This is a genomic window from Bacillus changyiensis, from assembly GCF_027706145.1.
Classification (GTDB): Bacteria; Bacillota; Bacilli; order Bacillales; family Bacillaceae; genus Bacillus; species Bacillus changyiensis.
In genome coordinates, this window is sequence record NZ_JAQFWW010000002.1 from 135,025 (window position 1) to 148,508 (window position 13,484).

Annotated in this window: 13 protein-coding genes and 1 pseudogene; 3 read left to right on the top strand and 11 right to left on the bottom strand. The window is 37.7% G+C overall.

The features are described from left to right. Positions 1-48 precede the first annotated feature (48 nt). From dapF to PDT38_RS07955, 3 genes are all read right to left on the bottom strand, one after another. Positions 49-903 (bottom strand): diaminopimelate epimerase, encoded by an 855-nt coding sequence (gene dapF / locus PDT38_RS07945; protein WP_270800363.1) that lies wholly within the window; start codon positions 901-903, stop codon positions 49-51. Between the two features lie 125 nt (positions 904-1,028). Continuing rightward, positions 1,029-2,246 (bottom strand): NupC/NupG family nucleoside CNT transporter, encoded by a 1,218-nt coding sequence (locus PDT38_RS07950; RefSeq protein WP_270800365.1) that lies wholly within the window; start codon positions 2,244-2,246, stop codon positions 1,029-1,031. A 140-nt stretch (positions 2,247-2,386) separates the two neighbouring features. Next, positions 2,387-2,623, bottom strand: a complete 237-nt coding sequence (locus PDT38_RS07955) for a YuzB family protein (protein WP_270800367.1) — start codon at positions 2,621-2,623, stop codon at positions 2,387-2,389. 265 nt (positions 2,624-2,888) lie between these two features. On the opposite strand from PDT38_RS07955, the gene PDT38_RS07960 reads away from it, so the two are divergent. Together PDT38_RS07960 and PDT38_RS07965 are read left to right on the top strand one after the other, a co-directional pair. Next, positions 2,889-3,956 carry an NAD(P)/FAD-dependent oxidoreductase gene (locus tag PDT38_RS07960; protein ID WP_270800368.1) on the top strand — a complete coding sequence of 356 codons (1,068 nt, stop codon included), beginning with the start codon at positions 2,889-2,891 and terminating at the stop codon, positions 3,954-3,956. 833 nt (positions 3,957-4,789) lie between these two features. Further along, on the top strand, positions 4,790-5,227 hold the full coding sequence (locus tag PDT38_RS07965; RefSeq protein WP_270800369.1) for a hypothetical protein: 438 nt from the start codon (positions 4,790-4,792) through the stop codon (positions 5,225-5,227). Positions 5,228-5,280: 53 nt separating this feature from the next. Here the strand turns inward: PDT38_RS07965 and PDT38_RS07970 are convergent, their stop codons facing one another. The 4 genes from PDT38_RS07970 to PDT38_RS07985 all read right to left on the bottom strand — a co-directional run bounded on the left by PDT38_RS07970 (position 5,281) and on the right by PDT38_RS07985 (position 7,499). Continuing rightward, positions 5,281-5,604, bottom strand: a complete 324-nt coding sequence (locus PDT38_RS07970) for a hypothetical protein (protein ID WP_270800370.1) — start codon at positions 5,602-5,604, stop codon at positions 5,281-5,283. Further along, the gene (locus PDT38_RS07975; protein WP_270800371.1) at positions 5,601-6,707 is read right to left on the bottom strand and encodes a response regulator aspartate phosphatase; all 1,107 of its coding nucleotides are present in this window, start codon (positions 6,705-6,707) and stop codon (positions 5,601-5,603) included. Before PDT38_RS07975 ends, PDT38_RS07970 begins: the two co-directional genes overlap by 4 nt. Positions 6,708-6,838: 131 nt before the next feature. Beyond that, positions 6,839-7,105: a hypothetical protein gene (locus PDT38_RS07980; RefSeq protein WP_270800373.1), complete on the bottom strand. Its 267-nt coding sequence runs from the start codon at positions 7,103-7,105 to the stop codon at positions 6,839-6,841. Positions 7,106-7,163: 58 nt separating this feature from the next. After that, positions 7,164-7,499 carry a YuzD family protein gene (locus PDT38_RS07985; protein WP_270800374.1) on the bottom strand — a complete coding sequence of 112 codons (336 nt, stop codon included), beginning with the start codon at positions 7,497-7,499 and terminating at the stop codon, positions 7,164-7,166. Positions 7,500-7,633: 134 nt separating this feature from the next. Between PDT38_RS07985 and PDT38_RS07990 the strand changes: the two are divergent. Continuing rightward, positions 7,634-7,933 (top strand): annotated as a pseudogene (locus tag PDT38_RS07990) (NifU family protein). 43 nt (positions 7,934-7,976) lie between these two features. Here PDT38_RS07990 and PDT38_RS07995 read toward each other — a convergent pair. From PDT38_RS07995 to PDT38_RS08010, 4 genes are all read right to left on the bottom strand, one after another. Continuing rightward, on the bottom strand, positions 7,977-9,941 hold the full coding sequence (locus PDT38_RS07995; RefSeq protein WP_270800376.1) for a S9 family peptidase: 1,965 nt from the start codon (positions 9,939-9,941) through the stop codon (positions 7,977-7,979). Positions 9,942-10,026: 85 nt separating this feature from the next. Continuing rightward, on the bottom strand, positions 10,027-10,932 hold the full coding sequence (thrB, locus tag PDT38_RS08000; RefSeq protein ID WP_270800378.1) for a homoserine kinase: 906 nt from the start codon (positions 10,930-10,932) through the stop codon (positions 10,027-10,029). Next, positions 10,929-11,987: a threonine synthase gene (gene thrC, locus PDT38_RS08005; protein WP_270801686.1), complete on the bottom strand. Its 1,059-nt coding sequence runs from the start codon at positions 11,985-11,987 to the stop codon at positions 10,929-10,931. The genes thrB and thrC overlap by 4 nt, the downstream gene beginning before the upstream one ends. Continuing rightward, positions 11,987-13,288, bottom strand: coding sequence for a homoserine dehydrogenase (locus PDT38_RS08010; protein WP_270800379.1), 1,302 nt, complete (start codon positions 13,286-13,288; stop codon positions 11,987-11,989). Before PDT38_RS08010 ends, thrC begins: the two co-directional genes overlap by 1 nt. Between the last annotated feature and the right edge of the window lie 196 nt (positions 13,289-13,484).

Consider the following 13,484-nt stretch of genomic DNA (forward strand, 5'->3'; position numbering starts at 1 on the left):
GTAAACTTATTATATATATGAAATCATCTTTTCTCAAACAGGCTGTTTTCAAACAAAAAATACGCCTTCACACACTGTTTCAGCCGGACCAGTCATCATCACACGACCATCGTGTTTCCAGTTGATAATCAAATCGCCTCCGGCAAGATGGACAGTAATGTCGGTTTCTTTCTGAGAAAAACCGTTAAGAACTGAAGCAACTGCAGCGGCACAAGCACCTGTACCGCATGCCTGAGTGATCCCAGATCCCCTTTCCCAGACACGAAAATGGAGTTCTCGTTCATTCTCCACTTCAACAAATTCGACATTGACACCTTCAGGGAATCTTTCATCCTTTTCAATGACCGGTCCTAATGTTGTAAGTGGGGCATCTTCAATCTTATTTAAATAAAAGACAATATGAGGATTGCCCATTGAAACAGCGGTACCTCTCATTTTATAGCTTCCAAAACTCATTTGTTCATTAATCGTTTGCGAGCTTTGTTCACCAAGCATTGGGAGATCTGATTTGAATAGACGCGGCTGGCCCATATCAACCGTAGCCGATACTACTTTCCCATCACTCACTTCCACCTCTGTTTTGACAAGTCCAGATATTGTTTCAATTAAAAATGATTTCTCCTTTGCCAGTCCGTGTTCATAAGCATATTTTGCCACACAGCGTAACCCATTTCCACAGTTTTTCGCTTCAGAACCATCACTATTAAAAATCCTCATTTTTACAGGAGCCTGATCAGATGGACAGATCAGAATCAATCCATCGGAACCGATTCCTGTATAAACAGAAGAAACTTTGATAGCAAGCTCTGATAACAATGCTTCCGGAAGATTTTCTTCAAATTGATTGACATATATATAACTGTTTCCTAAACCATGCATTTTTGTAAAATGAAAAGAATTCATGAAGGCCTCCAACTTTTTTTATTCATTATAGTATAAAAATTGAAAGATTCGGACACAATATAACCATCCCCCGTTTTTCATACATAAAAGCTCCCTGCCGATATTGGCAGGGAGCTTTTATCATGTTACCCGATAAACATTCCGGCAATTGCGCCACTTAAAAGGTTGGCTAATGTACCGGCAGCAACAGCTTTAAGTCCAAGTCGGGCAATATCAGAACGGCGAGAAGGCGCCATTCCCCCTAATCCGCCAAGTAAGATTGCAACAGAAGAAAGATTTGCAAAACCACACAATGCGAAGCTAATAATTGAAACCGTTTTTTCCGTAAATTCAGCCTTTACTTGTGCAAAATTAGAAAAAGCAACAAATTCGTTTAAGATAAGCTTTTGACCGATAAAACTTCCCGCCTTAATAGCCTCATCCCAAGGAACACCAATCACAAAAGCTAGCGGAGCAAATAAATATCCAAGAAGAAATTCCAATGTTAGATCTTTAAAACCAAACCAACTACCAACTCCACCGAGAATACCGTTTAAAACTGCAATTAAAGCAACGAAAGCTAACAACATGGCACCGACATTTAAGGCCAAATGCAAACCTGTTGATGCTCCTTTTGCCGCTGCATCAAGGACATTTGCAGCATCCTCGTCTTCAGCCATTTTGATATCTTCTGATGAAGTTTTTGGTTTTTCTGTTTCTGGAATTAACATTTTTGCCATAATCAAACCAGCAGGTGCAGCCATAAAGCTCGCCGCAAGCAAGTATTTTAGAGGAATTCCAAGAAGTGCGTAACCGAACAAAACTGAACCAGCAACAGATGCCAATCCACCTGTCATAACAGCAAACAGCTCAGATTTTGTTAGATGAGCAATAAATGGTTTAATGACAAGAGGTGCCTCAGTTTGTCCAACAAAAATATTGGCAGCAGCAGAAAGAGATTCCGTTTTACTTGTTCCAAGTAGTTTTGATAATCCTCCACCGATCACGCGGATAATCAATTGCATAATTCTTAAGTGATAAAGAACAGCGATTAATGAAGAAAAGAAGATAATAACGGGTAACACACTAAATGCAAAAGCAGGACTTTTTCCTACTTCTAAAAGAGGGCCAAATAAAAAGCCGATTCCTTGCTGTGCGTAATTGACGAGATTTTGAACCATTTCCGTAAACCAAAGAAACGCGTTTTTTCCCGCCTCCCACTTAAGTACGATAAACCCAAACAGGATCTGGATCGCTAAACCGATTAAAATCGTTCTAGGCTTAATTTTACTTTTATGTTCTGAAAGTAAAAATGCAATTGCAAAAACAACAATAATGCCAAGAAGTCCCCATAAAATATTCATGACCACACCTCTTATTATTTTTTAACTTTAATTAAGATAACAATTTCTCGTATGCCTGTCTACAAAATTTTTGCGAATCTTTTCATTTTTTATCAAAACTTTCTTAAAAAAATAGGATCCTGTCAAGACCAAGACCCCATTTACACTAATTCATTTTCATCAATAAATTTATATATATTTTCGACCAATTCAGCTGGATTATTCCCCGAAATTATTTCACCATTGACAAGAGCAAACAGGTTTTGCATACACTGTCCACAATAGCTTAAACAACCATATTCAATGACATCTAAATTAGGGTCCTTTTCCAAAACAGCTCTTGCTTCTTGTGAACCTTGAGCAAGATTGCTAACGCAAAATTCAACAATTGGAAACACGTTATTTCACCTCACATTGCTTATTATCGTACCTCAAGAAACTTCTGTTAGTCAAAACAGAGGTTTATTAAAGCTTTTGTAACATATTAAATCAAAAAAATGTTTTACTAATCGTTCTTTCATAATAAACTTGTAGGTTGTTTTTCGAGAAATATTGTGATTTTACATCAGATTCGATATAATTTTATGGGGTAAATACATAGTTTTTTATTTTTGCAGTGTAAAAAGATCAATGACAACTTCTAGGGGAAAAGGGGTATTCACAATGCAAAATTTAGTTTTATTAGGTGGCGGTTATGGAAACATGCGTATGATCCATCGACTGTTACCAAATCAGTTGCCTGATGATGTGATAATTACTTTAATAGATCAAAACCCTTACCATTGTTTGAAAACAGAATATTACGCACTTGCTGCCGGAACGATCTCTGATCAACATATTAGAGTGTCCTTTCCAGCCCATCCTAAATTAAAAGTAGAATACGGTCATGTTTCATCTGTTAACTTACAACAAAAAATGATTTTGTTTAATGACAGAGAACCAATCTCCTATGACGATGTTGTGATTGGACTCGGTTGTGAAGACAAATATCATAATGTACCTGGTGCACCTGAACACACATGTAGCATTCAAACAATCGATCAATCCCGAATGACCTATCAGACACTCAACAACTTAAATGCCAAATCAACTGTGGCAATTGTTGGGGCAGGACTAAGTGGTGTTGAGCTTGCAAGCGAACTAAGAGAAAGCAGACAAGACTTGAACATTATCCTCTTTGACCGCGGCGAATTAATATTATCAAGCTTTCCCAAGCGACTGAGTCGATATGTTCAAAACTGGTTTGAAGAACATGGTGTTAACATCATTAACCGTGCTAACATTACGAAAGTGGAGAAAAATATCGTCTACAATCACGATGATCCGATTCGAGCCGATGCCATTGTCTGGACCGCTGGAATTCAGCCAAATCAAGTTGTCCGTGATTTAAAAGTTGAAAAAGATCCTCAAGGACGTGTTATCTTAACACCGCATCACCATTTGCCAGAAGATGAGCATGTCTATGTTGTCGGAGATTGCGCAAGCCTTCCTCATGCTCCAAGCGCCCAACTTGCCGAAGCACAAGCAGAGCAAATCGCTCAGATTCTTGAATTGCGTTGGAAAGGGGAAGCGCTTCCAGAGACAATGCCAAAATTCAAACTAAAAGGTGTGCTCGGCTCACTCGGTAAAAAAGCTGGATTCGGTTTAGTCGCCGAACGTCCTTTAATTGGCAGAGTTCCGCGCTTATTAAAGTCAGGGCTTCTCTGGATGTATAAACACCATAATGGATAGTGTTTCATGGTTGTTCATAAACCCTTGGTGTATCAAGGGTTTTTTTATTTTATCATTATAATAAAATAACAATTCCAAAACATAAATGTTAGTAATTATTCATTTGGCATACCCTGTTAAAATAGGTCTAAGAAGAAGCCCTTCTCAATAGAGTTGGGCTTCATTTTATTATCATGAATTTGAATGGAGATTGCAGAAAAAAGACAAATTCCAATAAGAAACTGTAATTTCCAAGTTTCTTTAGTTAAGCATGCTTTTCATCAACACTTGCTTTAGGGTAATAAAAAACACTCACATTATAATTCATTTTCAATTCTAAAGGTCTGTTTGAAAACAATCAAACAACCGTCTTTTCTGTTTTTTCCCCACACTGAACCTTTATTTATTTCAGAAAAAAAGGGCCTTTTGCTCTTCTCCAACTCCTTACAGAGCTTGTATTCGAAGATTATACTCAACTCTGTATCAGATCGAGATTGTAATGGGAGTGTTAGATTTAATGATCCAGTATTAGATGATAATGAATCGCAAATGCCAACCTCTAATCCAATGTTAAATAATGGATCTGTGCAACCTTCATAATTTTCTACTAATCAAGGAGTGAACAATTTGAGCGGCGGTTATGGAGCAATCCTTTTAATTATTGTTAGTGCCTCTGGCTGGTATAGCGGCGTTTTTTATGAATAGATGCTCATACACCTCTTCCCACGTTATTGATGACATGCTAAAAGGGCCTTCACAAACTTGTGAAAAGCCTTTTTGTCTTTCAATTGTTATTAATGATTTAGCATAATCGATTTTGAATCTGAAAAGAATAATCAAAAAGGGGGTGCGGCATGATTTTTAATATTTTTTTTGGTTTTCTTGTCCCTTGGTCAATTTTTTTGTTCCATAAAAAAAAATCTGTCTTAATCGTTTTGTTATTGTCAGCATTAATTTCCTTTTTAATCAATGATATTGGCTTCAGTTTAAAATTTTGGACTGTAAAACCATTTGAATATCCAGTTTTATCAATGATTCCATACAATTTAGGATTATTTACTGTTGTCGGTATTTATATGATTCATTTTATTGCCCTGTACCAAAAACCTTTATTCTACATAATATTCACATCACTACTATTGACCGTTTTTGAATTTGGTTTATACATGATAGGTCGAATTAGTTATGGTAATGGCTGGAACATTATGTTTACCTTTTTCAGTTATCTACTATCGACTACACTGTTGTATTTATTAGCAAGACTAACAGATCAACTAAGTGTTAAGTATTAAAAAACTAAAGAGGCGCCAATGTTGACGCCCTTTTAGCATGTCTCTTTAAATATCTATACAAGTGAATGTTCAGAATAGCTATCAAGAAAAACCGCTCTTCCAGCTAGCATGTGATCCGGTGTTCCATCAAGAAAAATCGCTCTTCCAGCTAGCATGTGATCCGGTGTTCTATCAAGAAAAATCGCTCTTCCAGCTAGCATGTGATCCGGTGTTCTATCAAGAAAAACCGCTCTTCCAGCTAGCATGTGATCCGGTGTTCTATCAAGAAAAATCGCTCTTCCGGCAAATTCATTATTCTCTTTTGGTTGAAGTAAAAAGTTTAAACCGATAAGACTGGTGACGATGACAGCTGCAAAGATGGCAAGGTACTTTTTCACTTTAACACCTCCATTCTTTTTAAAATTTGGTCTCTTGCATGATGAGACTTTTCAAAGTATCCTACAGCACTGTCTGCATCACCATTTTTCTTATAGTAAAGTGCAATATCTAATGTTAATTCCGCTATATCTGTCCAAAGATTAACTGTTTTGAGATATTCTAAAGCCTGTTCAATTTGGAAGGCATCGTACTCATCATACAGAGCATGGATAAGTGTAAATTTCGACAAATATTCCCTTTCACCTGCCTTTTTCGATCGAAAAAAACCTTTTTTATACCATTTATGCGCTTCTTCTAAAAAACCTAATCTGTACAAAACATGTGTCAGTTCAAAAATTGAATGAATACCGTAAACAGAGTCTTCATGTTCTTTAAAATTTAGTGCTTTTTTAAAATGTTGTTGAGCATGATTGAGGAGATTCTGATTAATGTAACATAATCCCAAATTGTGATGAGCCATACCGATAAGAAGATTATTTTTGATGATGATGGCATCCTTTAATGCTTGTTTGTGATGTTTTTCTGCTTCCTCAAAACGGAATAAATCAAGTTTATTCGCTCCTATAATCATTTCACTACTAATTGCTTTTTGAACATATTCATCATGGATTTTGAAGGTTTTTAAAGCTGTATTTGCATGGTTTAAAGAGAAGAAATTTTGTTTGATTTGATAGTAGGCGATAGCGAGTTTGTAATGGAATTCTGCATTTTCGATTTGATCGGGGATTTTTCTAAGCTTGTCCTCAGCCAATTTGTAATAGTTAATTGCATTTGTATAGTCTTTTTTATGAAATTCATACATGCCAGAAAAAAAGAAAAAATAATAGTCAATCATGTCATCAGTACTTTGCATGTCGGCTTTTTGATATTGAATGTCTTCAAACAATTTGTTAGAAGCAGCAAACTGTTTTGTCAGCAGTTTGTGTCGATAGTCTAAAAGATTGTAGTAAAGCAGCAAATCTTGATTTTCTTCCATGTTTGGCAATTGATGTTCAATCGTATACTTGATCGAAATCGCTTGAGATATCTCATGACGTTTAATTAAGATATACCATTGATTCAACATTTTGGCGACTTCTTCATAAGCAATTTTTGTCTTCAATCGCTTCCCTTCCTTTCCTTGCTAAGTTTCCCTTCAATTGATTGTATCTATTTTACATAATTAAGCATTTTTTGACAATGTATTTATCTAAATATTAGAACAAATCCCCATTTGAAAAAGTGCTTCATTTTCTAATGGTACAAGGATTGAACTTTTGTTAGATCATTTAATAAGTCTTTAATATCTTTTTGGGATAAAGGAACAAGCATTTGATCATAAAGGCTAATGATCTGTCCTTCTTCATCATCGACATGCTGTTTTAAGTATTGTTGTAAAGCTTGGAGCTGATTTTCCTTTAGACTTGTTCTTGTTTCAAATTGTTTTATTTTTTTTAATGAAAAAATATTATTTTCAGTATCAAATTGACCAGACAATATTTGCCCTTCAATAATGGACATGATCAACACTCCCGTTTTTTTAGTGTTAGTTTATCCGTAATGATTGAAGGGCAGTCACTTATTTTAATTCAGTTGGTTGATATCCCCGCTTTTCCATTTCCTCATAGATACTTTTCAACTTTGGATTCCCTTCACCAATGATTTTGTCTTCAATAAGAACGAGCGGGTAGAAGTATTCGTCATTTTGTATCTTTTGGGAAATCTCTTGTTTTTTAACGTCATCTTCTGGAGGATGGTGGATATCAATGTACATGATTGAGAAAGGCTGATCAGCGTATTTTCTTTTAAGTGCAGCTTCAAGCCATTCATATGTATCTTTTGATGAAGGAAGGTTAACACAGCTTGGGCATTGCACGTCACTACCGTAAACAAACAGTTCGACCGGTTTTTTCATCATCATGACTCCTTTTTTGTTTTTTACTTTATTTTAGTTTATTTTCACTTCATACTCCATTACAGCAATAAAAATTATTTTTTGTCTTTAATGAAATATGCTATAATGTTGTGGGAAAAGGTTGAAACTAATCAATAGCTTTTTATTGTTTGACTCCATATAATAGTTGTAACGATTTGAAAGGAGCGATATGAATGACGACAGAAGTCGAAATGAAAGAACAGGTTCAAGAAGTGCTTGACAAACTTCGGCCATTTTTGCTTCGTGATGGCGGAGACTGTGAACTTGTTGATGTTGAAGATGGTATTGTAAAACTACGTTTACTCGGTGCATGTGGTAGTTGCCCGAGTTCAACGATCACCCTTAAAGCGGGTATTGAGCGCGCCCTATTAGAAGAAGTTCCGGGCGTTTTAGAAGTAGAGCAAGTATTTTAACGAAAAGTCTGTCTCCAATAAATGGCGACAGACTTTTGTTATTTTATAGATGAGTTTTAAACCAATCAGTAATATATTGAAGCCGCTTCATTCGCTGTTTTGGATGTCCATTTCTTGATAAATTGTGTGATGCATTTGGAAACCTGATCAATTTTACCTGTTTACCTCGTTTTTTTAAAGCTGTAAAAAGCTGTTCTCCTTGTTCAATAGGACATCTGTCATCCCGTTCACCATGGAGAATTAACAATGGTATTTCTACCTGGTCCACATACTTTAGGGGCGAGCGATCCCAAAGATATTCAACATCATCAAGGTCTGCACCAACTTGCCACTTCGTGAAAAAATAGCCTATATCACTTACACCATAAAAACTGATCCAGTTAGAAATCGAGCGCTGTGTGACCGCAGCTTTAAACTTATTCGAATGGCTCACAATCCAGTTCGTCATAAAACCCCCATAACTACCTCCTGTGACCCCGATTCGACTTTGATCAATAAAATCATATTGCTGCAGGACATAATCAACAGCTCCCATAACATCCTCATAGTCAGCCCCTCCGTAGTCATTCCTTACACTGTTCACAAAATCTTGTCCATAACCATGGCTCCCTCTTGGATTCACATAAATGACTGCATGTCCTTGCGCTGTAAGGACTTGAAATTCGTGAAAATACGTGTGTCCGTACATCACGTGTGGACCACCATGTATTTGTAAAATGAGTGGATATGTTTTTTCTTTTTCATATTGAGTCGGTTTTATTACCCAACCATGGATTGTTGTACCATCTTTTGTTTCAAATTGAAACTCCTCAGGTTCTGAGATCAAATGCCCTTCTACAAACGCTTGATTAGCATTTGTCAGCCGTTTGATTGTCCCGTCAAATGAGGTATGATACAGTTCACTTGGCCAAATAGGAAGTGCGATAGCTGCAGCAAAACCGGTCTCATCAGGGTGTAAACTAAAGCCGTTCAGGTGCTCTTTTTCAATACGAATTGGATAAACTAGCCCTTCTGTTGATATATAATAAATGCCTGTTGCTCCGTCATCAGTTCCCAGTGTATAAAAACCTTTGCTATCCTTAGTCCAAATCGGATGTTGTAATTCATCTCCAATCAAGCTGTCAGAAATAAGCACATCACCGAGATGAACATCAAACATCTCTGTTAAACATAATAAGTTGTTTTCATTTACATTGTAGAGCCAAGCTTTTTGAATTGTTGCATTTTTAAATTCTTGTTGGTGTCCTAAAAAAGCAAGCTGCTGTCCATCAGGAGAATAGGCTAATGAAGAAAAAACACCGCTTTGTGTGGTAACTCGTTTCATTTCCCCAGTAGCTAACGTCATGATATAAACATCGGACACACGGGCGCCAGACAATTTCGTCACATTTGCACAAAAGGCAATTCTTTTCCCACAAGGTGAGAAGGTGTAACTATGGTGGTCTCTTTCGTAGTTGGTCAACTGCCTAATGTCTCCTGTTTCTCGGTTTATCAGGACAAGCTGTGTAAATGTTCCTCTCTTCAAACCTTGTCCATCTGCTTTATATGAAATCGTATCAATTTCAACAGGTTCATCATCTTTAAGCTTCTGTTTTTGTGTATCTGTTGCTCTTTCATCTTTCGTTAATCTGACTGAACAAAGCAACTCTGTACCATCAGGCGACCATATTGGTTGTGACACACCATAAGGGATATTGGTTAGTTTTTTTGCTTCACCTCCGTTGATGTTCAGAAGATAAACCTGTTCTGTCTCATCTCGGTTTGAGGTAAATACCAGATTGCATCCGTCGGGTGACCAACGAGGATGCTGATTCCTTCCTTTTTCAAATGTCCATTGAACCGATTTTTGTTTTTCAAAATCATAAACCATAATCTGAGCATCATAGGCATCATGTTCTTTGTTTACCTTTGTTTGGACATAAGCTAACCTTTTACCGTCAGGCGAATATTGGGGATTTGTAACAGATACTAATTGTGTAACATCCGCTTCAGTTATATGCTTCTTCAATAATGACTCTCCTCCTCATGTGTCCTTTTCTTAATATTTCGACCCTCTAAATAAAAAACCTTTCTGAAAATAAAAAAGAGCTTGTCTAAGCTCTTTTGATCACACTTCCTTTATTTGGTATATACAGGCAGTCAACTGCACAATGTGGGAACTTTGTGGACAAATGCGTTTTCAATTCTTCTCCTTTTCCTTTTTCAATCAAGCTGAGAATCGTTGGTCCGGCACCGCTTAAAGCCGTTCCGTATGCACCTTTTAAACGGGCTTCATCCTCTACTTTGACGAGCTCAGGGACAAGTGCTCTTCGGTATGGCTGATGGAAAAGATCTTTTTTCATCATCTGTCCGACAAGCTGCCAATCCTTTGACATCAATCCTGCGACAAGTAAATTGCTAATCGCACTGGCTTTCACTGCGAGATGGTATGTGAGTTCTTCTGGAAGAACATGTCGTGCATCTTTGGTCAGTACTTCATATAAGGGGATCACAACAACAACATCTAAATCAATATCTTTAATAGGCACTATCTTTGTTTCTTCAGGTTCGTGAAGTCCGATAATCAGTCCACCTAATAGTGAAGCACCTGCATTATCAGGATGACCTTCTTCAAGACTGGCAAAATGCAATTTGTCACTTTCTGTCAGCTTTAAATCGACAAGCTCATTTGCCATTTCAATTCCAGCAACTATTGCAGCGGCACTGCTACCAAGCCCCCGTGCTAACGGGATATCGCTCCATACTTTAACAAAACTTGGAGGAAGCTGCTTTCCAAAATGATCCGCTGTCCGTTTTGCGACTTGATAAATCAAATGATCAGTTCCTTCTGGAGTTCCAGCAACAACATCTGTTTCAGCTTGAAAATGCCAATATTGATGAGGAAATACGGATATTTTTAAATAGCGAGAAAGGGCCATACCGACGGAATCAAAGCCAGGGCCTAAATTAGCCGTACTTGCTGGTACTTCAATCGAAAACAGCATGTCAGTTTCTATCATGTTTGAGCGGCTCCTTGTAGGTACTTAAGAATCTGTTCTTCATCAGTTGGAAGTGTCACAGGTTTAATTTTCGATACTTCGATCGCAATATTTGGATCTTTCAGTCCGTTTCCTGTTAAAACAGCAACAACCTTTGTCCCTGGCTGAATCTCATTTGTTTTTAGCTGTTTGATGATACCGGCAATTGAAGCACAGGAACCTGGCTCAGCAAAAACCCCTTCTTCCTTGGCTAACAGTTGATAAGCCGAAAGAATCTCCTCATCTGAAACAGCGGCGATTTTTCCGTTTGACTCATTTGCCGCATTGACTGCTTGCTCCCAGCTGGCCGGATTTCCAATTCTAATTGCGGTCGCAACTGTTTCAGGATGTTCGATTATTCTATTGTTGACAATCGGTGCAGCACCTTCAGCCTGAAAACCACGTAGCACCGGTAAACCTGTTTGATGTTTTTCGTGAAATTCTTTAAAGCCTTTCCAATAGGCTGTAATATTCCCAGCATTTCCTACAGGAATCGCAAGAATATCAGGTGACTCGCCAAGCTGTTCGCAAATTTCAAATGAAGCCGTTTTTTGCCCTTCAATTCGGTAAGGATTTACAGAGTTTACTAATGCAATCGGCTCTTTCTCACAAATACTTCTAACCATTTTTAGTGCATCATCAAAATTTCCGTTAATTGCAATAATTTCGGCTCCATACATAACAGCTTGAGCCAATTTTCCGAAGGCAATTTTACCATTGGGAATAATCACGATACACCTCATATTCGCACGAGCCGCATAGGCTGCTGCAGCGGCTGACGTATTGCCTGTTGAAGCACACATAATCGTATCGTTTCCCGCTTCTTTCGCTTTTGCCACCGCCATGACCATACCGCGGTCTTTAAAAGAACCTGTCGGGTTTACACCTTCTGTTTTCACATAAAGCTCAATTCCAAATCGCTTTGACAGTTTTGGTAAAGAGACAAGTGGTGTATTTCCTTCATATAATGTTAGTTCAGGTGTATTCTCAGTGACTGGAAGATAGCTTTTATATTGATGAATAAGTCCTTTCCACATTAGCTCCAACCGTTCCCTTCTACTCGATAAGTACTTTTAATCTCATGAACGACCTCTAGATCGTTTAATTGTTGCAAGATCTCAGTAAAGTCTGCTGCTGATGCGTGATGTGTCACAATAATGATTTCTGCTAAATCTTCATTGTCTTTAATCGGGAGCTGAAGAATTTTTTCAAAACTGACGCCTCTTTCTGAGAAAGTTGAGGTGATTTTCGAAAATGATCCAACTTGATCTTTCACATGAATTCTTAAAAACTGTTGGGCAAAGATTTCTGCAGGCGACTTCATTTTTTTCTCAAACTGAGGATCGACAAAACTGCTGCCAGTTACTCCAAGCCGCATGTTTTTCATCACAGCGACTAAATCTGATACAACAGCAGTCGCAGTTGGCATACTCCCTGCACCAGGTCCGTAAAACATCGTTTCACCGACAGCTTCACCGTAAACATAAACGGCGTTGTACTCATTATGTACAGATGCAAGTGGATGATGGTCTGGAATCAATGTCGGTTGAACACTCACTTCAACTTTTTGTCCGTCTCGCTGGGCAATACCGATCAGCTTCATCGTATAACCAAGCCGTCTGCTGAAACTGATGTCTTCATCAGATACTTGAGAAATTCCCTTTACTTTTACATCATCAAGTGCAACATTCATCGAGAAACCGAGCCTTGCTAATATGGCCATTTTTCTTGCTGCATCAAGCCCTTCTACATCAGCAGTCGGATCCGCTTCTGCAAAACCAAGCCTTTGTGCCTCTTTAAGTACATCTCCATATGGCGCCTGATCTTTATTCATTTTTGTCAAGATAAAATTCGTTGTTCCATTTACGATTCCCATCATTTTTGTAATTCTGTCTGAAGCAAGTCCCTCTTCCAACGTCCGCAAAATTGGAATTCCTCCGGCAACACTTGCTTCAAAGTAGAGGTCACAGCCGTTTTCTTTGGCGCAAGCTAATAGCTCTGACCCATAAAGAGCAATCAAATCTTTATTGGCCGTTACAACGTGTTTTTTGGCGCGAAGTGCATCAAGCAAGTACTGCTTTGTTTCCTCAATTCCGCCAATGACTTCAATAATGACATCGACTTCAGGGTCTTCAATGACTTCATAGGTATTTGTTGTCAATATATCTCTCGAAAGCTCCACATCTCGCTTTTTGTCAATATTTTTGACAAGTACTTTTTGAATGACAACTGGACACCCAACCTGATGTGTCAGTTTATCCTGATGATCCTGAATTATTTTTACGACTCCACTACCTACCGTTCCTAAACCTAGAAGTCCTACTCGTATCGCCTTCATTAAAATTCCACCTTTCTATCTATATTATGTCTCTCTTATAAAGACATTTGTAAACACTATAAATACACTTAAGTTAAAGAACATTATAATCGTGGAGTTGTTTTTTGACAAGGTGTTACTTTATAAATGATTACTATTGTAACCGCTTTAAATACCAATATAGCAACATTCTATATATTCAGAAATATTTTATTTT